Source organism: Escherichia sp. KTE172 (genome assembly GCF_000408845.1).
Classification (GTDB): domain Bacteria; phylum Pseudomonadota; class Gammaproteobacteria; order Enterobacterales; family Enterobacteriaceae; genus Escherichia; species Escherichia coli.
This window is the reverse complement of sequence record NZ_KE137316.1, coordinates 2,793,802-2,815,360: the sequence shown is the minus strand read 5'-3', so window position 1 is coordinate 2,815,360 and position 21,559 is coordinate 2,793,802. Positions and strand designations below refer to the sequence as shown.

At 49.7% G+C, this 21,559-nt stretch carries 22 protein-coding genes; 11 read left to right on the top strand and 11 right to left on the bottom strand.

The genetic code is table 11. The features are described from left to right. Positions 1-71: 71 nt before the first annotated feature. The 3 genes from xylH to xylF form a co-directional block, all read right to left on the bottom strand. The gene (gene xylH / locus G434_RS10430; protein WP_000045987.1) at positions 72-1,253 is read right to left on the bottom strand and encodes a xylose ABC transporter permease XylH; all 1,182 of its coding nucleotides are present in this window, start codon (positions 1,251-1,253) and stop codon (positions 72-74) included. Beyond that, positions 1,231-2,772, bottom strand: coding sequence for a D-xylose ABC transporter ATP-binding protein (gene xylG / locus G434_RS10435; protein ID WP_001146493.1), 1,542 nt, complete (start codon positions 2,770-2,772; stop codon positions 1,231-1,233). The genes xylH and xylG overlap by 23 nt, the downstream gene beginning before the upstream one ends. 77 nt (positions 2,773-2,849) lie before the next feature. Further along, positions 2,850-3,842: a D-xylose ABC transporter substrate-binding protein gene (gene xylF, locus G434_RS10440; RefSeq protein WP_001306606.1), complete on the bottom strand. Its 993-nt coding sequence runs from the start codon at positions 3,840-3,842 to the stop codon at positions 2,850-2,852. A gap of 365 nt (positions 3,843-4,207) precedes the next feature. Here xylF and xylA point away from each other — a divergent pair, with 365 nt between their 5' ends. The 4 genes from xylA to yiaA all read left to right on the top strand — a co-directional run bounded on the left by xylA (position 4,208) and on the right by yiaA (position 8,048). Beyond that, complete coding sequence (xylA, locus tag G434_RS10445) at positions 4,208-5,530, top strand: xylose isomerase (protein ID WP_001149573.1); 1,323 nt, start codon at positions 4,208-4,210, stop codon at positions 5,528-5,530. Positions 5,531-5,601: 71 nt separating this feature from the next. Beyond that, on the top strand, positions 5,602-7,056 hold the full coding sequence (gene xylB / locus G434_RS10450) for a xylulokinase (RefSeq protein WP_000275357.1): 1,455 nt from the start codon (positions 5,602-5,604) through the stop codon (positions 7,054-7,056). Positions 7,057-7,224: 168 nt separating this feature from the next. Continuing rightward, complete coding sequence (yiaB, locus tag G434_RS10455) at positions 7,225-7,566, top strand: inner membrane protein YiaB (RefSeq protein WP_001377116.1); 342 nt, start codon at positions 7,225-7,227, stop codon at positions 7,564-7,566. A gap of 44 nt (positions 7,567-7,610) precedes the next feature. After that, positions 7,611-8,048, top strand: a complete 438-nt coding sequence (gene yiaA, locus G434_RS10460) for an inner membrane protein YiaA (protein WP_001322902.1) — start codon at positions 7,611-7,613, stop codon at positions 8,046-8,048. A gap of 41 nt (positions 8,049-8,089) precedes the next feature. Here yiaA and wecH read toward each other — a convergent pair whose 3' ends face one another. Beyond that, positions 8,090-9,085 (bottom strand): O-acetyltransferase WecH, encoded by a 996-nt coding sequence (gene wecH, locus G434_RS10465; protein ID WP_001182662.1) that lies wholly within the window; start codon positions 9,083-9,085, stop codon positions 8,090-8,092. Between the two features lie 174 nt (positions 9,086-9,259). Here wecH and G434_RS10470 point away from each other — a divergent pair, with 174 nt between their 5' ends. The 4 genes from G434_RS10470 (at position 9,260) to hokA (ending at position 13,127) form a co-directional block, all read left to right on the top strand. Continuing rightward, entirely contained in the window at positions 9,260-9,568 is a 309-nt protein-coding gene (locus G434_RS10470; RefSeq protein WP_000980158.1) for a YsaB family lipoprotein, read from the top strand. 94 nt (positions 9,569-9,662) lie between these two features. Further along, entirely contained in the window at positions 9,663-10,574 is a 912-nt protein-coding gene (glyQ, locus tag G434_RS10475; RefSeq protein WP_001168544.1) for a glycine--tRNA ligase subunit alpha, read from the top strand. Between the two features lie 9 nt (positions 10,575-10,583). Further along, positions 10,584-12,653 (top strand): glycine--tRNA ligase subunit beta, encoded by a 2,070-nt coding sequence (gene glyS / locus G434_RS10480; RefSeq protein WP_001291786.1) that lies wholly within the window; start codon positions 10,584-10,586, stop codon positions 12,651-12,653. 321 nt (positions 12,654-12,974) lie between these two features. Then, positions 12,975-13,127, top strand: a complete 153-nt coding sequence (gene hokA, locus G434_RS0125525) for a type I toxin-antitoxin system toxin HokA (RefSeq protein WP_001135732.1) — start codon at positions 12,975-12,977, stop codon at positions 13,125-13,127. On the opposite strand, the gene G434_RS30505 is transcribed toward hokA, so the two are convergent. The 3 genes from G434_RS30505 to G434_RS10490 all read right to left on the bottom strand — a co-directional run bounded on the left by G434_RS30505 (position 13,104) and on the right by G434_RS10490 (position 14,098). After that, a complete protein-coding gene (locus G434_RS30505; RefSeq protein ID WP_212734239.1) occupies positions 13,104-13,175 on the bottom strand; it encodes a hypothetical protein in 72 nt (23 codons plus the stop codon). The genes hokA and G434_RS30505 overlap by 24 nt on opposite strands. 139 nt (positions 13,176-13,314) lie before the next feature. Then, positions 13,315-13,527: a transcription antiterminator/RNA stability regulator CspE gene (cspA, locus tag G434_RS10485; RefSeq protein ID WP_000014594.1), complete on the bottom strand. Its 213-nt coding sequence runs from the start codon at positions 13,525-13,527 to the stop codon at positions 13,315-13,317. A 280-nt stretch (positions 13,528-13,807) separates the two neighbouring features. Beyond that, the gene (locus tag G434_RS10490) at positions 13,808-14,098 is read right to left on the bottom strand and encodes an HTH-type transcriptional regulator (protein WP_000455798.1); all 291 of its coding nucleotides are present in this window, start codon (positions 14,096-14,098) and stop codon (positions 13,808-13,810) included. A 433-nt stretch (positions 14,099-14,531) separates the two neighbouring features. Between G434_RS10490 and G434_RS10495 the strand changes: the two genes are divergently transcribed. Further along, a complete protein-coding gene (locus G434_RS10495; protein WP_000190516.1) occupies positions 14,532-15,242 on the top strand; it encodes a DUF3053 domain-containing protein in 711 nt (236 codons plus the stop codon). Positions 15,243-15,291: 49 nt separating this feature from the next. Here the strand turns inward: G434_RS10495 and ghrB are convergent, their stop codons facing one another. After that, a complete protein-coding gene (ghrB, locus tag G434_RS10500) occupies positions 15,292-16,266 on the bottom strand; it encodes a glyoxylate/hydroxypyruvate reductase GhrB (RefSeq protein WP_000805006.1) in 975 nt (324 codons plus the stop codon). A 103-nt stretch (positions 16,267-16,369) separates the two neighbouring features. Then, positions 16,370-17,029: an OmpA family lipoprotein gene (locus G434_RS10505; RefSeq protein WP_000747625.1), complete on the bottom strand. Its 660-nt coding sequence runs from the start codon at positions 17,027-17,029 to the stop codon at positions 16,370-16,372. 152 nt (positions 17,030-17,181) lie between these two features. Between G434_RS10505 and bisC the strand changes: the two genes are divergently transcribed. Further along, positions 17,182-19,515: a biotin sulfoxide reductase gene (gene bisC, locus G434_RS10510; RefSeq protein ID WP_000013999.1), complete on the top strand. Its 2,334-nt coding sequence runs from the start codon at positions 17,182-17,184 to the stop codon at positions 19,513-19,515. On the opposite strand, the gene G434_RS10515 is transcribed toward bisC, so the two are convergent. Both G434_RS10515 and tag read right to left on the bottom strand, forming a co-directional pair. Beyond that, positions 19,484-19,924 (bottom strand): N-acetyltransferase, encoded by a 441-nt coding sequence (locus G434_RS10515; protein ID WP_000617466.1) that lies wholly within the window; start codon positions 19,922-19,924, stop codon positions 19,484-19,486. The two genes, bisC and G434_RS10515, sit on opposite strands and share 32 nt — an antisense overlap. Further along, a complete protein-coding gene (gene tag, locus G434_RS10520; protein ID WP_000438962.1) occupies positions 19,921-20,484 on the bottom strand; it encodes a DNA-3-methyladenine glycosylase I in 564 nt (187 codons plus the stop codon). Before tag ends, G434_RS10515 begins: the two co-directional genes overlap by 4 nt. Positions 20,485-20,641: 157 nt before the next feature. On the opposite strand from tag, the gene G434_RS10525 reads away from it, so the two are divergent. Beyond that, a complete protein-coding gene (locus G434_RS10525) occupies positions 20,642-21,340 on the top strand; it encodes an autotransporter outer membrane beta-barrel domain-containing protein (RefSeq protein ID WP_000584468.1) in 699 nt (232 codons plus the stop codon). Positions 21,341-21,559: the final 219 nt, after the last annotated feature.

Below are 21,559 nucleotides of genomic sequence, written 5' to 3'. Positions count from 1 at the left end.
TTTCCTGCTGAATCATGCAAAAACTCAAAACCGGTAATACGTTACCGGCTTTGAGAAAATTTTTATCAAAATCAAGAACGGCGTTTGGTTGCGGAGTCCATCCATACTGCCAGCAACAGAATCGCACCTTTAACGATATACTGCCAGAAGGTCGGTACATCCATCATGCTCATGCCGTTATCCAGTGAAGCCATGATGAATGCCCCCATTACCGCTCCGGCCACGCTCCCGACGCCGCCTGCCAGACTGGTGCCGCCAATCACACATGCGGCAATTGCGTCCAGTTCGGCGATATTTCCCGCAGAAGGTGAACCAGCGCCAAGTCGAGAACTGAGGATTAATCCGGCGATAGCGACCATTAATCCGTTAATAGCGAATACGGCAAGTTTGGTGCGTTCAACGTTAATCCCGGAGAGACGTGCTGCTTCCAGATTGCCGCCGATGGCATAAATGCGTCGTCCAAATGCCGTCCGCGTTGCCATAAACATTCCGCCGAGTAACAGCAACGTCAGCAGCAGAACAGGAGTGGGAACGCCACGGTAATCGTTCAACAGCCAGATTGCGCCTAAGACGATAATCGCCGTTAATGCCTGGCGACCGACAACTGCGGTAGAGGTCGGAGACTGCAAACCCAAAGCCTGACGGCGCATTCTTCCGCGCCATTGCCAGCCAACAAAAGCCATTAAGCCAAGCGCGCCAATGATGAAGCCGGTGCTGGCGGGTAGATAGCTTTGCCCGATTTGTGACATCGCGGCGCTGGTGGGGGAAACAGTCGTGCCGTTGGTGATGCCAATGAGTATGCCGCGAAATGCCAACATGCCCGCGAGGGTGACAATAAATGAAGGGACTTTGCGGTACGCGACCCACCATCCGTTCCAGGCACCGAGAAGCAGTCCCAGAACCAACGTCACAATGATGGTAAGTGGCAAAGGCCAGCCTAGCCAGACGTCACAAATCGCCGCGACGCCACCTAATAGCCCCATCATTGAGCCGACGGAAAGGTCGATTTCAGCAGAAATTATGACGAACACCATTCCTACCGCGAGGATGCCGGTAATCGCGGTCTGGCGTAACAGGTTGGAGACGTTACGAGCGCTTAAGTAGGCACCATCGGTGGTCCAGGTAAAGAACAGCATGATTGCGATGATAGCTGCAATCATCACGAAGACCTGCAAATTCAGTGACTTCAACCCGGAAAAGCCACCGGATGTCGGTACGGCCAATTTCACTTCAGACGGATTGCTTTTCGACATGATGTTCGCTCCTCAATGCGGCTTCCATCACCTGCTCCTGAGTCAGGTTATGATTTATCAGGTTGGCTTTTAGTTTCCCTTCATGCATCACCAGTACACGATCGCTAAGGCCGAGCACTTCAGGTAATTCGGAAGAGATGACAATAACGGCAATACCCTGCTGGACGAGTTGGTTAATTAATTTGTAGATCTCGTATTTCGCGCCAATATCGATACCCCTGGTAGGCTCATCAAGAATGAGAATGCGCGGGTTGAGTAACAGGCAGCGAGCGAGGATCGCTTTTTGCTGATTACCGCCGCTCAAACGTCCAATAGCAAGGTCGGGGGACGACGTTTTAACTTTGAGTTGCTGGATTGATTCCAGAATACATTTTTGCTCTGCCGCGTCATCAAGCTGGCTAATACCGCCGGTAAATTTATTGAGTGCGGCGAGGGTAATATTTTTACCAACCGCCATTACCGGAACGATACCGTCGCGCTTTCTGTCTTCGGGGACCATCGCAATCCCCTGGGCGATGGCTTGCTGACAATTACGAATATCTACCTGTTTGCCATCAATATAAATTTTTCCTTCCCATTGTCCGGGCCACACGCCAAACAGGCACTGAATGGTCTCTGTACGTCCGGCACCAACGAGTCCGGCAATACCTAATATTTCGCCACGTTTCAGGGAAAACGAGACATCATTAACTCGTTTAATATGACGATTAACCGGATGCCATGCCGTCAGATGTTCAATACGTAATATTTCATCTCCGGTGGTATGTGGTTCATTAGGGTAAAGCGCGGTTAACTCTCGCCCGACCATCATGGTGATAATATCGTCTTCACTCATTCCGGCAGCATCACGCGTACCAATGTGCTGACCGTCGCGAATAACGCAAATCGTATCGGAAATCGCTTTGACTTCGTTGAGTTTGTGCGAAATATAAATACAGGCGATACCGTGCTGTTGCAGATCGCGAATAATATCCAGTAAAATCGACGTTTCCTGCTCAGTTAATGAGGCTGTCGGTTCATCGAGAATTAACAAACGCACCTGTTTATTAAGTGCCTTGGCAATTTCAACCAGTTGTTGTTGCCCAAGCCCTAAATCGCCAACGCGGGTATCAGGTGAAATGGATAAACTGACCTGTGCGAGCAGCTTCTGACAGCGTAGCGTCATCAGGTCATAATCCATAATGCCATTGTGGGTTATTTCGTTACCCAGGAAGATATTTTCCAGCACGGTCAATTCTTTCACCAGGGCCAATTCCTGGTGAATGATGGCGATACCTTTGCGTTCGGTATCGCGGATGTGACTCGCCTGAATCTCTTCTCCCGCAAAAATAATTTCGCCTTCGTAGGAGCCATGGGGGTAAATACCACACAGCACTTTCATCAGCGTTGATTTACCAGACCCATTTTCCCCACAGAGTGAGACGATTTCGCCAGCATTCAACCGCAAGCTGACGTTATCAATCGCCTTCACACTGCCGAAGGTTTTGGTAATGTTCTTCATTTCAAGTAGATAAGGCATAACGACTCCACCTAAGCCAATTCATTCACGCGGCATGGAGAGAAATCACGCCCCCGCTCCTCGCCGGGGCGTAACGCTTACAGCTCGCTCTCTTTGTGGAATCCGTCTTTAACTACCGTTTCTTTGATGTTGTTTTTATTCACATCGATCGGTGTCAGCAGGCGGGAGGGAACATCTTTCAGACCATTATTCAGAGTGGTATCTGCTTTTGGTTCCTGACCATTGCCCAACTCAACGGCAATTTCTGCGGCAGTATTTGCCAACAATGTAATAGGTTTATACACCGTCATAGTTTGCGTACCGGCAGCAATACGTTTAATACCTGCGAGATCCGCATCCTGGCCGGAAATTGCTACTTTCCCTGATAAACCTTGCGCGCTTAATGCCTGAATTGCCCCACCTGCGGTGGCATCGTTTGAGGCAACTACAGCATCAATTTTGTTATTATTGGCGGTTAGCGCGTTTTCCATAATTTTCAATGCGTTTTCCGGTAACCAGCCATCAACCCATTGGTCACCAACGACTTTAATTTTTCCGGAATCAACGTAAGGTTTTAACACTTTCATTTGCCCGGCGCGGAACAGCTTGGCGTTGTTATCTACCGGCGAGCCGCCCATCAGGAAGTAATTACCTTGCGGAACAATATCGACCAGGGCTTTTGCCTGTAGTTCACCGACTTTTTCGTTATCGAAAGAAATATAAAAATCGATATCCGCATCGTTAATCATACGGTCGTAAGCTAATACTTTAATACCTTCTTGTTTGGCTTCTTTTACAACGTTACTTAATACCTGACCGTTATACGGAATAATGACAAGAACATCGACGCCCCGGTTAATCATGTTTTCAATCTGCGACATTTGTGTTTCTTCATTGCCATTTGCAGACTGTACAAATACTTTCGCGCCGAGAGATTCTGCCTTTTTCACAAAAATATCTCGATCTTTTTGCCAGCGTTCAAGACGGAGATCATCAATCGCCATACCTATTTTGACTTCTTTGGCGTGTGCCGCAACGTTGGTAAGCAGAAGTGAGGTGCAAAGGGTGAGTAGAATGTTCTTTATTTTCATGGTGTAGGGCCTTCTGTAGGTAGAGGACAGCTTTAATAAGTAACAATCACCGCGATAAACGTAACCAATTTTTAGCAACTAAACAGGGGAAAACAATTACAGATTTTTATCTTTCGATTACGATTTTTGGTTTATTTCTTGATTTATGACAGAGATCTTACTTTTGTTGCGCAATTGTACTTATTGCATTTTTCTCTTCGAGGAATTACCCAGTTTCCTCATTCCATTTTATTTTGCGAGCGAGCGCACACTTGTGAATTATCTCAATAGCAGTGTGAAATAACATAATTGAGCAACTGAAAGGGAGTGCCCAATATTACGACATCATCCATCACCCGCGGCATTACCTGATTATGGAGTTCAATATGCAAGCCTATTTTGACCAGCTCGATCGCGTTCGTTATGAAGGCTCAAAATCCTCTAACCCGTTAGCATTCCATCACTATAATCCCGACGAACTGGTGTTGGGCAAGCGTATGGAAGAGCACTTGCGATTTGCCGCCTGCTACTGGCACACCTTCTGCTGGAACGGGGCGGACATGTTTGGTGTGGGGGCGTTTAATCGTCCGTGGCAGCAGCCTGGTGAGGCACTGGCGTTGGCGAAGCGTAAAGCAGATGTCGCATTTGAGTTTTTCCACAAGTTACATGTGCCATTTTATTGCTTCCACGATGTGGATGTTTCCCCTGAGGGCGCGTCGTTAAAAGAGTACATCAATAATTTTGCGCAAATGGTTGATGTCCTGGCAGGCAAGCAAGAAGAGAGCGGCGTGAAGCTGCTGTGGGGAACCGCTAACTGCTTTACAAACCCTCGCTACGGTGCGGGTGCTGCGACGAACCCAGATCCAGAAGTCTTTAGTTGGGCGGCAACTCAAGTTGTTACAGCGATGGAAGCAACCCATAAATTGGGTGGTGAAAACTATGTCCTGTGGGGCGGTCGTGAAGGTTACGAAACGCTGTTAAATACCGACCTGCGTCAGGAGCGTGAACAACTGGGCCGCTTTATGCAGATGGTGGTTGAGCATAAACATAAAATCGGCTTCCAGGGCACGTTGCTTATCGAACCGAAACCGCAAGAACCGACTAAACATCAATATGATTACGATGCTGCGACGGTGTATGGCTTCCTGAAACAGTTTGGTCTGGAAAAAGAGATTAAACTGAACATTGAAGCTAACCACGCGACGCTGGCAGGTCACTCTTTCCATCATGAAATAGCCACCGCCATTGCGCTTGGCCTGTTCGGTTCTGTCGACGCTAACCGTGGCGATGCACAACTGGGCTGGGACACCGACCAGTTCCCGAACAGTGTGGAAGAGAATGCGTTGGTGATGTATGAAATTCTCAAAGCAGGCGGTTTCACCACCGGCGGTCTGAACTTCGATGCCAAAGTACGTCGTCAAAGTACTGATAAATATGATCTGTTTTACGGTCATATCGGCGCGATGGATACGATGGCGTTGGCGCTGAAAATTGCAGCACGCATGATTGAAGATGGTGAGCTGGATAAACGCATCGCGCAGCGTTATTCCGGCTGGAATAGCGAATTAGGCCAGCAAATCCTGAAAGGCCAAATGTCACTGGCAGATTTAGCCAAATATGCTCAGGAACACAATTTGTCTCCGGTGCATCAGAGTGGTCGCCAGGAGCAACTGGAAAATCTGGTAAACCATTATCTGTTCGACAAATAACGGCTAACTGTGCAGTCCGTTGGCCCGGTTATCGGTAGCGATACCGGGCATTTTTTTAAGGAACGATCGATATGTATATCGGGATAGATCTTGGCACCTCGGGCGTAAAAGTTATTTTGCTCAACGAGCAGGGCGAGGTGGTTGCTTCGCAAACGGAAAAGCTGACCGTTTCGCGCCCGCATCCACTCTGGTCGGAACAAGACCCGGAACAGTGGTGGCAGGCAACTGATCGCGCAATGAAAGCCCTGGGCGATCAGCATTCTCTGCAGGACGTTAAAGCATTGGGTATTGCCGGCCAGATGCACGGTGCAACCTTACTGGATGCCCAGCAACGGTTATTACGCCCTGCCATTTTGTGGAACGACGGGCGCTGTGCGCAAGAGTGCGCTTTGCTGGAAGCGCGAGTTCCGCAATCGCGGGTGATTTCCGGTAACCTGATGATGCCCGGATTTACTGCGCCTAAATTGCTATGGGTTCAGCGGCATGAGCCGGAGATATTCCGTCAAATCGACAAAGTATTGTTACCGAAAGATTACTTGCGTCTGCGTATGACGGGGGAGTTTGCCAGCGATATGTCTGACGCAGCTGGCACCATGTGGCTGGATGTCGCAAAGCGTGACTGGAGTGACGTCATGCTGCAGGCTTGCCACTTATCTCGTGACCAGATGCCCGCATTATACGAAGGCAGCGAAATTACTGGTGCTTTGTTACCTGAAGTTGCGAAAGCGTGGGGTATGGCGGCGGTGCCAGTTGTCGCAGGCGGTGGTGATAATGCAGCTGGTGCGGTTGGTGTAGGAATGGTTGATGCTAATCAGGCAATGTTATCGCTGGGGACGTCGGGGGTCTATTTTGCTGTCAGCGAAGGGTTCTTAAGCAAGCCAGAAAGCGCCGTACACAGCTTTTGCCATGCGCTACCGCAGCGTTGGCATTTAATGTCTGTGATGCTGAGTGCAGCGTCGTGTCTGGATTGGGCTGCGAAATTAACGGGCCTGAACAATGTCCCAGCTTTAATCGCGGCTGCTCAACAGGCTGATGAAAGTGCCGAGCCAGTTTGGTTTCTGCCTTATCTTTCCGGCGAGCGTACACCACACAATAATCCCCAGGCGAAGGGGGTTTTCTTTGGTTTGACTCATCAACATGGCCCCAATGAACTGGCGCGAGCAGTGCTGGAAGGCGTGGGTTATGCGCTGGCAGATGGCATGGATGTCGTGCATGCCTGCGGCATTAAACCGCAAAGTGTTACGTTGATTGGTGGCGGGGCGCGTAGTGAGTACTGGCGTCAGATGCTGGCGGATATCAGCGGTCAGCAACTCGATTACCGCACGGGGGGGGATGTGGGGCCAGCTCTGGGCGCAGCAAGGCTGGCGCAGATTGCGGCGAATCCAGAGAAATCGCTCATTGAGTTGTTGCCGCAACTGCCGTTAGAACAGTCGCATCTACCAGATGCGCAGCGTTATGCCGCTTATCAGCCACGACGAGAAACGTTCCGTCGCCTCTATCAGCAACTTCTGCCATTAATGGCGTAAACGTTATCCCCTGCCTGACCGGGTGGGGGATAATTCACATCTATATATCTCAGTAATTAATTAATATTTAGTATGAATTTATTCTGAAAATCATTTGTTAATGGCATTTTTCAGTTTTGTCTTTCGTTGGTTACTCGTAATGTATCGATGGTAGATATGGAGATCGTTATGAAAACCTCAAAAACTGTGGCAAAACTATTATTTGTTGTCGGGGCGCTGGTTTATCTGCTTGGGCTATGGATCTCATGCCCATTGTTAAGTGGAAAAGGCTATTTTCTTGGCGTGTTAATGACAGCAACTTTTGGTAACTATGCATATCTTCGCGCAGAAAAACTCGGGCAACTGGATAATTTTTTTACCCACATCTGCCAGTTAGTCGCGTTAATCACTATCGGTCTCTTGTTTATCGGTGTTTTAAATGCACCTATCAATGCTTATGAAATGGTGATCTACCCCATCGCCTTTTTTGTCTGCTTGTTTGGTCAAATGCGTTTGTTTCGCTCGGCATGAGCAACATAAAGCTCTTACACATTCAGGAATGAAGGAATACTGTGATGGACAACAAAATATCAACCTATTCACCGGCCTTTAGTATTGTGTCATGGATAGCTCTCGTTGGTGGTATCGTTACCTATCTGTTAGGGCTATGGAATGCAGAGATGCAGTTAAATGAAAAAGGATATTATTTTGCCGTACTGGTATTAGGACTGTTTTCTGCTGCGTCTTATCAAAAGACCGTTCGGGACAAGTATGAAGGCATACCGACCACTTCCATTTATTATATGACCTGCCTGACTGTCTTTATTATCTCTGTTGCATTACTGATGGTAGGTCTGTGGAATGCGACATTATTACTCAGCGAGAAAGGTTTTTATGGACTGGCTTTCTTCTTAAGCTTGTTTGGTGCAGTAGCGGTGCAGAAGAATATTCGTGATGCCGGAATAAACCCACCAAAAGAAACACAGATTACCCAGGAAGAATACAGCGAATAATTCACATAAGCCCGGTCAGTCCAATGTGACCGGGCTTTTATTTAACTCACTAGTCTGTTTCTGTCGATTCGTTGTACCAGCATAGAAAGTAACAAACTCGCTGCCAACGTCGCGCAAAAGATCCAAATAATATCGAGTATTGGCCAGTTTTTAAGCTCAATCCCCCGGGTGCGCAGTGCATGGATAATCAAGGCGTGGAATCCGTATATACCCAACGAATGGCGGGAGATTAAGCCAAGTCCGCGAACAGTACGCGTATCAAGCGTGTTTTTAACCAGAGTCAATAGCGTGGTTGCGCAGATAAAAACCATCGGCCCACAGTAAAGATACCAGGTATCGGCAAAATTTCCGCGCCACTGCAATTCATATAATGTCCCGCGAGAGATAATAAAAACCCCCGTCGCAAACAGTGCGGCGCACACCCACGACAGTGCTTTATGCTGTGTGTCCATCATCCCTATAGCGCGGCCCAACATGCCATACAGGATGTAGTAAAAAGTATCGCCATTGATATATAAGTTAATTGGCAGCCATTCAAAACCGTCAATTTTCTGCGGCACTGTGTTTGGGTTAGCGATAATGCCAATCACCACCATTAGCACCAGCAACATTTTTCCGCCGACGTTCTTCACCTGAATCAGCGGTGAAACCAGATAAATCACCGCAATCGCGAAGAAAAACCACAAGTGGTAAAACACTGGCTTTTGCAGCAGGTTTTTCAGCGCTAACTCCATATTGATGGAGGTAAACAGCGCAATGTAGAGCAGTGCGATTGCGCTATAAAAAAGCAGACATAAGCCGATACGCAAGAAATGGCGCGGCTGGGCGCTGCGTTCGCCAAAAAAGAGATAGCCGGAAATCATGAAAAATAGCGGCACGCTGACACGAGAGGCAGAATTCAGAACATTGGCGATATCCCATGTGACGGGGCTAACACTATGAGCATTGGTCACATACCAGGTAGTGGTGTGAATCATCACCACCATTAAACACGCTATCCCTCGCAGGTTATCAATCCAGTAAATTTTGGGCTGCATCTGTGTCTCTGTATCTGGTTAAAAAAAGTCTGACCGATAAATCATTCGGTTGGCGCACTGGAATAATCTGAGTTTTATCACTACAGCTTATAGAGGCTTAAGGAAATTCGTAAGATATCAGCCACTATACCGATATAAATAATAAGACTCACCTGCAAACCAGACGGTAATTTAATGATGATGAACTCTTTCTTTCCGGCAATGGCGCTTATGGTGCTTATGGCGCTAGTGGGTTGTTCTACACCGCCACCCGTGCAGAAAGCACAACGGGTAAAGGTTGATCCTCTGCGTTCGTTGAATATGGAAGGGCTATGCAAAGATCAGGCGGCAAAACGCTATAATACAGGTGCGCAAAAAATCGACGTCACCGCATTTGAACAGTTCCAGGGGAGCTACGAAATGCGCGGTTATACCTTCCGTAAAGAGCAGTTTGTCTGTTCTTTTGACGCAGATGGCCATTTTTTGCATCTTTCCATGCGTTAAGCCCTGCTTTTTCCCGTTTCGTACTGTATATCTTCCATCCAGCGGGTATACTGATCCCTTCCTTTAAATCCACACGTATCCAGCACGAAATAATATGCAAAAGTTTGATACCAGGACCTTCCAGGGCTTGATCCTGACCTTACAGGATTACTGGGCTCGCCAGGGCTGCACCATTGTTCAACCATTGGACATGGAAGTCGGCGCGGGAACCTCTCACCCAATGACCTGTCTGCGCGCGCTGGGGCCAGAACCGATGGCGGCTGCTTATGTCCAGCCTTCTCGTCGCCCGACCGATGGTCGCTACGGCGAAAACCCCAACCGTTTACAGCACTACTATCAGTTCCAGGTGGTCATTAAGCCATCGCCGGACAATATTCAGGAGCTGTACCTTGGTTCTCTGAAAGAGCTGGGCATGGACCCGACCATCCACGACATCCGTTTCGTGGAAGATAACTGGGAAAACCCGACGCTGGGTGCCTGGGGGCTGGGCTGGGAAGTGTGGCTGAACGGCATGGAAGTGACGCAGTTCACTTACTTCCAGCAGGTTGGTGGTCTGGAGTGTAAACCGGTTACCGGCGAGATCACCTACGGTCTGGAACGTCTGGCAATGTACATTCAGGGCGTAGACAGCGTTTACGACCTGGTCTGGAGCGACGGCCCGCTGGGTAAAACCACCTACGGCGACGTGTTCCATCAGAACGAAGTGGAGCAGTCCACTTACAACTTCGAATACGCGGATGTGGACTTCCTGTTCACCTGCTTTGAGCAGTACGAGAAAGAAGCGCAGCAGCTGCTGGCGCTGGAAAATCCGCTGCCGTTGCCAGCCTACGAACGTATTCTGAAAGCCGCCCACAGCTTCAACCTGCTGGATGCGCGTAAAGCCATCTCCGTCACCGAGCGTCAGCGCTATATTCTGCGCATTCGCACCCTGACCAAAGCAGTGGCAGAAGCATACTACGCTTCCCGTGAAGCCCTCGGCTTCCCGATGTGCAACAAAGATAAGTAAGAGGCGGCTATGTCTGAGAAAACTTTTCTGGTGGAAATCGGCACTGAAGAGCTGCCACCAAAAGCACTGCGCAGCCTGGCTGAGTCCTTTGCTGCGAACTTTACTGCGGAGCTGGATAACGCTGGCCTCGCACACGGCACCGTTCAATGGTTTGCTGCTCCGCGTCGTCTGGCGCTGAAAGTAGCTAACCTGGCGGAAGCGCAACCGGATCGTGAAATCGAAAAACGCGGCCCGGCGATTGCCCAGGCGTTCGACGCTGAAGGCAAACCGAGCAAAGCGGCAGAAGGCTGGGCGCGTGGTTGCGGTATTACCGTTGACCAGGCTGAGCGTCTGACTACCGATAAAGGTGAATGGCTGCTGTATCGCGCCCACGTGAAGGGCGAAAGCACCGAAGCACTGCTGCCGAATATGGTTGCGACTTCGCTGGCGAAACTGCCGATCCCGAAACTGATGCGCTGGGGTGCAAGCGACGTGCACTTCGTGCGTCCGGTGCACACCGTGACCCTGCTGCTGGGCGACAAAGTTATTCCGGCTACCATTCTGGGCATTCAGTCCGATCGCGTGATTCGCGGCCACCGCTTTATGGGCGAGCCGGAATTCACTATCGACAATGCCGATCAATACCCGGAAATTCTGCGTGAGCGCGGGAAAGTCATCGCCGATTACGAAGAACGTAAGGCGAAGATTAAAGCCGATGCCGAAGAAGCGGCGCGTAAGATTGGCGGTAACGCTGACTTAAGCGAAAGCCTGTTGGAAGAAGTCGCTTCGCTGGTGGAATGGCCGGTTGTGCTGACCGCAAAATTCGAAGAGAAATTCCTCGCGGTGCCGTCTGAAGCGCTGGTTTACACCATGAAAGGTGACCAGAAGTACTTCCCGGTGTATGCGAACGACGGCAAACTGCTGCCGAACTTTATCTTCGTTGCCAACATCGAATCGAAAGATCCGCAGCAAATTATCTCTGGTAACGAGAAAGTCGTTCGTCCACGTCTGGCGGATGCCGAGTTCTTCTTCAACACCGACCGTAAAAAACGTCTGGAAGATAATCTGCCGCGTCTGCAAACCGTGCTGTTCCAGCAACAGCTTGGCACACTGCGTGACAAAACTGACCGCATCCAGGCGCTGGCTGGCTGGATTGCTGAACAGATTGGCGCTGACGTTAACCACGCAACCCGTGCGGGCCTGCTGTCCAAGTGCGACCTGATGACCAACATGGTCTTCGAGTTCACCGACACCCAGGGCGTTATGGGGATGCACTACGCGCGTCACGATGGCGAAGCGGAAGATGTTGCAGTGGCGCTGAACGAGCAGTATCAGCCGCGCTTTGCCGGTGATGACCTGCCGTCTAACCCGGTAGCCTGTGCGCTGGCGATTGCTGACAAGATGGATACTCTGGCGGGTATCTTCGGTATCGGTCAGCATCCGAAAGGCGACAAAGACCCGTTTGCGCTGCGTCGTGCCGCACTTGGCGTGCTGCGTATTATCGTTGAGAAGAACCTCAATCTTGACCTGCAAACCCTGACCGAAGAAGCGGTGCGTTTGTATGGCGATAAGCTGACAAATGCCAACGTGGTTGATGATGTTATCGACTTTATGCTCGGTCGCTTCCGCGCCTGGTATCAGGACGAAGGTTACACTGTTGACACCATCCAGGCGGTACTGGCGCGTCGTCCGACTCGTCCGGCTGATTTCGATGCCCGAATGAAAGCGGTATCGCACTTCCGTACCCTGGATGCAGCTGCAGCACTGGCGGCGGCGAACAAGCGTGTATCTAACATTCTGGCGAAATCTGACGAAGTGCTGAGCGACCGCGTGAATGCCTCTACTCTGAAAGAGCCGGAAGAAATTAAACTGGCGATGCAGGTTGTGGTGCTACGTGACAAGCTGGAGCCGTACTTTGCGGAAGGTCGTTACCAGGATGCGCTGGTCGAACTGGCAGAGCTGCGTGAACCGGTTGATGCCTTCTTCGATAAAGTGATGGTCATGGTTGATGACAAAGAATTGCGTATCAACCGTTTGACCATGCTGGAGAAACTGCGCGAACTGTTCCTGCGCGTTGCGGATATTTCGCTGTTACAGTAATAACGCCATTATTAAAAAGCCTGCCATCTGGCAGGCTTTTTTATCGCTAAATAATAGAGCAACCTTTAATAATCTTCTGCTGAATAAAGATTGTCTCATATATTAATTTTATGAGATTTTTTTAGGATTATATCAAGGAGAAGAAACGAACTTATTAAGCTAGAATAGCTGCGGGTGCTTGAGACTGTTTGTCTCAGGTATTCACCGAAAGGCAGACAGAGAAAAGCCCCACCTGACTATAAATCAAAGTGAGGCCCCTCTATGCATAGACACCATAAGGTTAGCCTCTTACTCGTTGGAAATCAACACAGGGGGCTGGGAATGCCGCAGAAATATAGATTACTTTCTTTAATAGTGATTTGTTTCACGCTTTTATTTTTCACCTGGATGATAAGAGATTCACTGTGTGAATTGCATATTAAACAGGAGAGTTATGAGCTGGCGGCGTTTTTAGCCTGCAAATTGAAAGAGTAAGCGTCTTCGGCGGGAAATTATTCCCGCCTTTCTTACGGTGTTGCGCATTCTCATTGCACCCAAATTTATTCTTCACAAAAATAACACTAGATTCTATTACGCGATCGATTATTTATTTCCTGAAAAACAAATAAAAAAATCCCCGCCAAATGGCAGGGATCTTAGATTCTGTGCTTTTAAGCAGAGATTACAGGCTGGTTACGTTGCCAGCTGCCGGGCCTTTAGCGCCGCTTTCGATGGTGAAGGACACTTTCTGACCTTCGTCCAGAGATTTGTAACCATCGTTCTGGATAGCAGAGAAGTGTACGAACACGTCTTTAGAGCCATCGTCAGGAGTGATGAAGCCGAAGCCTTTGTCAGCGTTGAACCATTTTACGATACCAGTCATTTTACCGGACATAGTGTATTACCTTTAATAATTAAGTGTGCCTTTCGGCGATATGGCGTGCTTTACAGATTTTGAAGCGTTAAAGGAATGTGCACTACGAGGGGTATCAACGATAACTCTTGAAGGGACTTGCCTTACTACACTGCTTTAATGGTCTGTACGTCAAACCGTTGATGTGCATTAAGCCACGCATTGGCGGGTGATGCAACAATTATTTTTCATATTTATGATTAATCGGTTGGAAAACGGTCCTGTCATCAGGACCGTAAACAGCAATAAAGTGGATAAAAGTCTATTCCATCAACTGCTTACTTAATGCCGGGTTGGCTTGAATCAAACGCATCAATTTTAGTTCGGCACTTGAAGGCTTCACGCGTCTGGATTCCCATTCCTTTACCATGGCGACTGATACGCCCAAAACCCGGGCGAAATCATCGATTTTTAACCCTGTCCCTTTTCGTAACTGCTCAATTTCGGTACAGGACGTTGTTCTGTGCGTCAGGGTAATTTTCTGCGTTTCATCTTTAAAAACAATCTGTTCCAGGCTGCTCAACAGCTCATGCATTGGATCTTTATATTCCATTGAAAACTCCTCAAATCACACTGCGGGATCGTGAATTGCATCGAAGCTCATTAAGAATAGTCGGGAAAAACAGACACAGCGGGGTGTAGTCAGGGCATGCTCTGGCTATGATTCGATTCAGCCAGTCATTTAGCGTGACTTATAGCCACCTAACGATCTGATAAATGCCGATATATCTCTTACCACTCCCGGTTTGTAAAGATTTCGAAAATCTAACGTTCTGAGAAGGCGTTAATCTCTGGCAACAAAAAAAGCAACGGCACTATCATTTTTTAACAATGAAACAACAAATTAACCTTGTTTCATTTTCTCCATGATTTTACCAGGAAGATTACGTAGAAAGGGTATCCTGCAAGCTTGTCCTGGACTATCCTTGTCACGTCAGACACGCGTGTGTCGTTGTGCGCTTTTTTTGGGTGAAAGGAGTAAGAAAATGGCGACAGGAAAGTCCTGCTCTCGCTGGTTTGCGCCTCTTGCGGCGTTATTAATGGTAGTTAGCCTGAGTGGGTGTTTTGATAAAGAAGGCGATCAGCGTAAAGCGTTTATCGACTTCCTGCAGAATACAGTGATGCGTAGCGGTGAACGTCTACCTACCCTGACTGCCGATCAGAAAAAACAATTTGGTCCTTTTGTCTCTGATTACGCGATTCTGTATGGTTATTCACAGCAGGTGAATCAGGCGATGGATTCCGGTCTGCGCCCGGTTGTAGACAGCGTTAACGCAATTCGCGTACCGCAGGATTACGTTACGCAAAGCGGCCCACTGCGTGAAATGAACGGTTCTCTGGGTGTACTGGCGCAACAGCTGCAAAATGCGAAGTTGCAGGCCGATGCTGCGCACTCTGCGCTAAAACAGAGCGATGACCTGAAACCGGTCTTCGATCAGGCATTCACCAAAGTGGTAACGACGCCAGCTGATGCGTTGCAACCGTTGATTCCGGCGGCACAAACTTTCACGCAACAACTGGTGATGGTTGGAGACTACATTGCTCAGCAAGGTACTCAGGTGAGCTTTGTCGCAAATGGCATCCAGTTCCCGACTTCGCAGCAGGCAAGTGAATATAACAAACTGATTGCGCCATTACCGGCACAGCATCAGGCGTTTAATCAGGCCTGGACTACAGCAGTTACTGCAACCCAATAAAGAGTAAAAGCCCGAGCGATTATCGGGCTTTACTCCACGCAGTCGCGGCTTAGTCCGCGACGTGCGGATTTACACAGTTCTTCTCAACCTTTCCTTGTAACGCATCAATCAAGTTATCCACGGCACAGGCAGCCATGCCATAACGCGTCTCATGAGTGGCTGAACCAATATGCGGTACCGCGACGACGTTGGCCATTGAGAGCAACGGCGAATCTACAGACAGTGGCTCTTGTTCGAAGACATCCAGCCCGGCGGCGTGAATTTCGCCTTTCTGCAATGCAGCAATCAGTGCATTTTCATCAACCACCGGGCCACGTCCGGCATTAATGAAAATGGCGGAGGATTTCATTTTGCCGAATTGTTCTGCGCCAAATAGATGATACGTCTCATCAGTTAACGGCAGGATCAGGCAAACGAAATCTGACTCTTGTAACAGTGAATCCAAATCGCAGTAGCGGGCGTTGAAGCGTTCTTCTGCTTCTTTATGGTGGCGGCGCGCGTTATAGAGGATGGGCATATTGAAGCCAAAGTGCGCACGTTGTGCCAGCGCCATGCCGATCCGTCCCATCCCGACAATGCCCAGTGTTTTATGGTGAACGTCAGTGCCGTACCAGTCCGGGCCTATGCTCGCGGTCCATTCGCCTGCTTTTACCCGTTCTGCTACCTCCACAACCCGACGAGCGGTAGACAACACCAGCGCCATCAGCGTATCGGCGACGGTTTCTGTTAATACGGTTGGCGTGTGCATCAGCAGAATTTTTCGGGCGGTAAGCGCATCGACATCAAAATTGTCATAGCCGACGGAGATCGTTGATGTGGCACGCAGTTTCGGCATTTTTCCCAGCAATGCGGCATCAACATTCTCGTTTGAACCCAGTAAACCTTCAGCTTCGGCAAAAATTGCTGCATTTTGTTCGATGGTTTGTGGGCTGAGGTTTGCCACCTGGTGAACGGTGAAATGCTCTTGCAGGCGTTGCAGTAAATCATCAGGTAAGGCTTTGTAGAGGATAACGGACGGCTTCATGCTTCTCTCCATTCACTGATAAGGCGATCACCTTAGCCTGAAATATGATGAAGGAAAACTGAAGAATGCCAGGTGATTTCTGCATCACCTGGCATGAAAGGGATTACAGCGGGCTTAAGGTAATTTCTACACGGCGGTTTTGCGCCTTACCTTCTGCGGTGCTGTTGCTGGCGATTGGGTTAGCCGGGCCAAGGCCCTGAGTACGGATGCGGCTGGCGTCCACGCCCTGGGTGATCAACGCGCTGGCAACGGAATCCGCACGCTGCTGGGAGAGACGCATGTTCAGGTCGTGACCACCCGTGCTGTCGGTATAACCAATCACGTTAACCGCCGTTTTCGGATACTCTTTCAGCACCATTGCCACGCCGGTCAGGGTGTTAGCGCCTGCCGGTTTCAGGGTCGCGCTGCTGCTGTCGAAGGTCACATTGTTCGGCATATTGAGGATAATGTTATCCCCGCTGCGGGTTACGCTAACACCAGTGCCGCGCATTTTGTCACGCAGCTTCGCTTCCTGCACATCCATGTAATAACCCACGCCGCCGCCCAAAGCTGCGCCTGCTGCTGCGCCAATCAGCGCGCCTTTACCGCGATCTTTCTTCGAAGAAGAGAGCGCACCAATACCCGCGCCAACGAGAGAGCCCAGACCTGCGCCGATAGCAGATTTACCTGCTTCGCGTTCGCCAGTGTAAGGGTTAGTTGTGCAGCCAGATACCGCCAGAGCGCCACTCACTACGGCGGCAATAAGATAAACACGTTTCTTCATTGTTAATCCTTAATAACCTTTTTATTCTTTGCCACGGGTTCCGTGGCGGGAGATTATGCCGCGTGAACATGAAGATTATTCCTGGGAATACTCGGAAATTTGTAAGTAATATTTAACTGCTCAATACATCTAACCTTTCAGGAGCCTTCGGTTTGGCCAACTCATCCTCACGATATTCCGTTCTGACTGCCGCCCACTGGGGGCCCATGCTGGTTGAAACCGACGGCGAAACCGTGCTTAGCTCGCGTGGCGCGTTAACCACAGGAATGGAAAACTCCTTGCAGAGCGCGGTTCGCGACCAGGTTCACAGCAATACGCGGGTACGATTTCCAATGGTGCGCAAAGGCTTTCTTGCGTCACCGGAAAAACCGCAAGGCATTCGCGGGCAGGATGAATTTGTTCGTGTGAGTTGGGATGAGGCGCTGGATCTTATTCACCAACAACATAAACGCATTCGTGAGGCTTATGGTCCGGCATCGATTTTTGCTGGTTCCTACGGCTGGCGTTCAAACGGCGTGCTGCATAAGGCCTCGACATTATTACAACGCTATATGGCGCTGGCAGGCGGTTATACCGGGCATCTGGGGGATTATTCGACCGGTGCAGCACAGGCGATCATGCCGTATGTCGTGGGGGGCAGCGAAGTTTATCAACAGCAAACCAGTTGGCCGTTGGTGCTGGAACATAGCGATGTCGTGGTGCTGTGGAGTGCTAACCCACTCAATACGCTGAAAATTGCGTGGAATGCATCCGATGAGCAGGGGCTTTCTTACTTTTCTGCACTGCGTGACAGCGGGAAAAAGCTGATCTGCATTGATCCAATGCGATCGGAAACCGTTGAGTTCTTTGGCGATAAAATGGAGTGGGTGGCACCGCACATGGGCACCGATGTTGCGCTGATGCTGGGGATCGCCTATACGCTGGTGGAAAATGGTTGGCACGACGAAGCGTTTCTGGCGCGTTGCACCACCGGTTATGCCGTCTTCGCCTCTTATTTGCTGGGCGAGAGTGACGGAATAGCCAAAACCGCCGAATGGGCGGCAGGGATTTGTGGGGTTAACGCAGAGAAAATCCGCGAGCTGGCGGCTCTTTTCCACCAAAACACGACCATGCTGATGGCTGGCTGGGGAATGCAGCGTCAACAGTTTGGTGAGCAAAAACATTGGATGATCGTCACGCTGGCGGCAATGTTGGGGCAAATCGGCACACCCGGCGGCGGTTTTGGTCTTTCTTATCATTTTGCCAATGGTGGTAACCCCACGCGGCGTTCTGCGGTGCTCTCTTCCATGCAGGGCAGCTTGCCTGGCGGCACCGATGCGGTAGATAAAATCCCTGTTGCCCGCATTGTTGAAGCACTGGAAAACCCTGGTGGCGCATATCAACACAACGGTATGAACCGACATTTCCCGGATATTCGTTTTATCTGGTGGGCGGGCGGTGCCAACTTTACTCATCATCAGGATACCAATCGCCTGATCCGTGCCTGGCAAAAACCGGAGCTGGTGGTGATCTCTGAATGCTTCTGGACGGCTGCGGCGAAACACGCGGATATCGTTCTGCCTGCGACTACCTCTTTTGAGCGTAATGATCTCACCATGACCGGTGATTACAGTAATCAGCATCTGGTGCCGATGAAACAAGTGGTGCCGCCACGTTATGAAGCGCGTAATGATTTTGATGTCTTTGCCGAGTTGAGTGAACGTTGGGAGAAGGGCGGCTATGCGCGGTTTACGGAAGGACAAAGTGAGCTGCAATGGCTGGAAACGTTTTATAACGTTGCCCGGCAGCGCGGGGCAAGCCAGCAGGTTGAATTGCCGCCATTTGCTGAGTTCTGGAAAGCCAACCAGTTAATTGAGATGCCGGAAAACCCGGACAGTGAGCGGTTTATTCGCTTCGCCGATTTTCGCCGCGATCCGCAGGCGCATCCATTAAAAACCGCCAGCGGCAAGATTGAAATCTTCTCGCAGCGTATTGCCGATTACGCTTATCCGGATTGCCCTGGGCATCCAATGTGGCTGGAGCCGGACGAATGGCAGGGCAATGCCGAACCGGAACAGTTGCAGGTACTTTCTGCTCATCCGGCACATCGTCTGCACAGCCAGCTGAATTACAGTTCTCTGCGCGAATTGTACGCGGTGGCAAATCGTGAGCCTGTCACCATTCATCCTGACGATGCCCAGGCGCGCGGCATACAAGATGGCGATATTGTTCGGTTGTGGAACGCACGCGGGCAAATTCTTGCCGGAGCGGTCATTAGCGAGGGAATTAAACCTGGCGTGATTTGTATTCATGAAGGGGCTTGGCCGGATCTGGATTTAACCGCTGACGGTATTTGTAAAAACGGCGCGGTGAACGTTCTGACCAAAGATCTCCCCAGCTCGCGGCTGGGGAATGGCTGTGCGGGTAATACGGCGCTGGCATGGCTGGAAAAATACAACGGTCCGGAACTGACACTTACAGCGTTTGAACCACCGGCCAGCTCATAATCCAGGTGGGTAGTTGGGTTTCATCCTGCCATGCGCAGTCGACAATGTGAAAACCCTGCGCATGGTAGAAATCTATCGCCGGTTGATTTTTTTGATAAACCTCCAGCATCAGATGGGGATGGCGCTGCTGCACATACTGCATCAGCGCCTTACCAATACCGCGTCTGACGGCCTTCGGTGCGACAAACATTGCAGCCAGAAATCGGCCTTCCATAATGCTGACAAAACCGAGAAACTTACCGTCTTCTTCCCAGACCCAGTTTTGCGCGTTGGCAAGATAGGCATCCCGCACCAGCGGAATGCAATCACGCCAGTAATTCGCTTTTATAAAGGGATGCCCCCAGGTTGTACTTTCCAGCCACAGTTCGAGGATCGCGGGGAGTTCTGAACGTTGCGCTTCCCGAATCATGGTTTATTTCCCGGATAGCAACAGCAGCCAACCACATGATCATTCACCAGCCCACATGCCTGCATAAAGGAGTAACAGATTGTGGTACCAACAAACTTAAAACCACGCTTTTTCAGGGCTTTAGATAGAGCGTCGGAGGCGGGCGTAGATGTAGGGATTTCGCTCAACGTTGTGGCTTGTGTCACCTGTGGTTGATGATTGACAAACGACCAGACAAAGTCGGCAAACGGTTCGCCGTTCTGTTCCATTTGCAGGTACGCCCGCGCATTACCAATAATTGCCTGAATTTTCCCGCGATGGCGGATAATCCCGGCGTCCTGTACCAGTCTTTCGACATCCTCTTCCTGCATTGCAGCCACCTTCACCGGATCGAACTGATGAAAGCTGGCGCGATAGTTTTCGCGTTTTTTGAGGACGGTGATCCACGATAACCCAGCCTGCTGCCCTTCAAGGCAGATCATTTCGAACAGTTTTTTACTGTCAGTTTCAGGCACGCCCCATTCATTATCATGGTAGGCAATATAAAGCGGGTCCTGACTCACCCAGCCGCAACGTTCCATACTTTCCCTCGCTATGTACCCGATCGTAAAAATTTCAGCCGCTTTTCTTGACGCATCGGTGAAAAAGTCAATATTTAATACAGGGCTACTATGCCCGATATCCTTCATACAATGACAATAATATTGCCGAATTCGGCTCTTCCCTGGAGTCGTGTTAATGATCATAAAAAAAAGCGGTGGTCGCTGGCAGCTAAGCCTGCTGGCGAGTGTGGTAATCAGTGCCTTTTTTCTCAACACAGCTTACGCCTGGCAACAAGAATATATCGTTGATACGCAACCCGGACATTCCACAGAGCGTTACACCTGGGATAGTGATCATCAACCTGATTACAACGATATTTTGTCGCAACGTATTCAAAGTAGCCAAAGGGCGCTGGGACTGGAAGTCAATCTGGCGGAAGAAACTCCTGTGGATGTGACCAGCAGTATGAGTATGGGCTGGAATTTTCCTTTATATGAGCAGGTTACAACCGGCCCGGTCGCGGCATTACATTACGATGGCACAACCACCTCGATGTATAACGAGTTTGGCGACAGTACTACCACGCTGGCCGATCCGTTATGGCATGCCAGCGTGAGTACCTTAGGCTGGCGTGTTGACTCCCGGCTTGGCGATCTCCGACCCTGGGCGCAAATCAGCTATAACCAGCAATTTGGCGAGAATATCTGGAAGGCGCAATCAGGCCTGAGCCGGATGACGGCGACAAACCAGAACGGCAACTGGCTGGATGTCACCGTAGGCGCTGATATGTTGCTCAATCAAAATATTGCTGCCTATGCGGCGCTATCTCAGACAGAAAATACCACTAACAATAGCGACTATCTGTATACGATGGGGGTTAGTGCCAGATTTTAACGTTATAGATACAATTGAAACCATTGGATAACAACAGTTGTGGCGATAGTGGGTGCTAACTTACTAAATAATAAATTTGGTGAATAATTGTCGAGTCATTCATTCCTGAACTAATGCATTTCATTCCGTTCTGATGGCATTTCATGCCGTTTTTCCCCAGGCATAAAGTGCACTTCGTTATGGTTGTCAGCAGAGATTTTTCCTTTTTATTACTGCAGG

What these genes read in the sequence shown, in the direction of transcription:
- cspA (WP_000014594.1), bottom strand. Translation starts at nt 13,527, where the DNA reads ATGTCCGGTAAAATGACTGGTATCGTAAAATGGTTCAACGCTGACAAA.
- G434_RS10515 (WP_000617466.1), bottom strand. Translation starts at nt 19,924, where the DNA reads ATGATTCGGGAAGCGCAACGTTCAGAACTCCCCGCGATCCTCGAACTG.
- G434_RS10505 (WP_000747625.1), bottom strand. Translation starts at nt 17,029, where the DNA reads ATGAAGAAACGTGTTTATCTTATTGCCGCCGTAGTGAGTGGCGCTCTG.
- ghrB (WP_000805006.1), bottom strand. Translation starts at nt 16,266, where the DNA reads ATGAAGCCGTCCGTTATCCTCTACAAAGCCTTACCTGATGATTTACTG.
- yiaA (WP_001322902.1), top strand. Translation starts at nt 7,611, where the DNA reads ATGGACAACAAAATATCAACCTATTCACCGGCCTTTAGTATTGTGTCA.
- xylG (WP_001146493.1), bottom strand. Translation starts at nt 2,772, where the DNA reads ATGCCTTATCTACTTGAAATGAAGAACATTACCAAAACCTTCGGCAGT.
- wecH (WP_001182662.1), bottom strand. Translation starts at nt 9,085, where the DNA reads ATGCAGCCCAAAATTTACTGGATTGATAACCTGCGAGGGATAGCGTGT.
- glyQ (WP_001168544.1), top strand. Translation starts at nt 9,663, where the DNA reads ATGCAAAAGTTTGATACCAGGACCTTCCAGGGCTTGATCCTGACCTTA.
- xylA (WP_001149573.1), top strand. Translation starts at nt 4,208, where the DNA reads ATGCAAGCCTATTTTGACCAGCTCGATCGCGTTCGTTATGAAGGCTCA.
- yiaB (WP_001377116.1), top strand. Translation starts at nt 7,225, where the DNA reads ATGAAAACCTCAAAAACTGTGGCAAAACTATTATTTGTTGTCGGGGCG.
- xylH (WP_000045987.1), bottom strand. Translation starts at nt 1,253, where the DNA reads ATGTCGAAAAGCAATCCGTCTGAAGTGAAATTGGCCGTACCGACATCC.
- G434_RS10525 (WP_000584468.1), top strand. Translation starts at nt 20,642, where the DNA reads ATGATCATAAAAAAAAGCGGTGGTCGCTGGCAGCTAAGCCTGCTGGCG.
- glyS (WP_001291786.1), top strand. Translation starts at nt 10,584, where the DNA reads ATGTCTGAGAAAACTTTTCTGGTGGAAATCGGCACTGAAGAGCTGCCA.
- xylB (WP_000275357.1), top strand. Translation starts at nt 5,602, where the DNA reads ATGTATATCGGGATAGATCTTGGCACCTCGGGCGTAAAAGTTATTTTG.
- hokA (WP_001135732.1), top strand. Translation starts at nt 12,975, where the DNA reads ATGCCGCAGAAATATAGATTACTTTCTTTAATAGTGATTTGTTTCACG.
- tag (WP_000438962.1), bottom strand. Translation starts at nt 20,484, where the DNA reads ATGGAACGTTGCGGCTGGGTGAGTCAGGACCCGCTTTATATTGCCTAC.
- G434_RS10490 (WP_000455798.1), bottom strand. Translation starts at nt 14,098, where the DNA reads ATGGAATATAAAGATCCAATGCATGAGCTGTTGAGCAGCCTGGAACAG.
- G434_RS10470 (WP_000980158.1), top strand. Translation starts at nt 9,260, where the DNA reads ATGATGATGAACTCTTTCTTTCCGGCAATGGCGCTTATGGTGCTTATG.
- xylF (WP_001306606.1), bottom strand. Translation starts at nt 3,842, where the DNA reads ATGAAAATAAAGAACATTCTACTCACCCTTTGCACCTCACTTCTGCTT.
- G434_RS10495 (WP_000190516.1), top strand. Translation starts at nt 14,532, where the DNA reads ATGGCGACAGGAAAGTCCTGCTCTCGCTGGTTTGCGCCTCTTGCGGCG.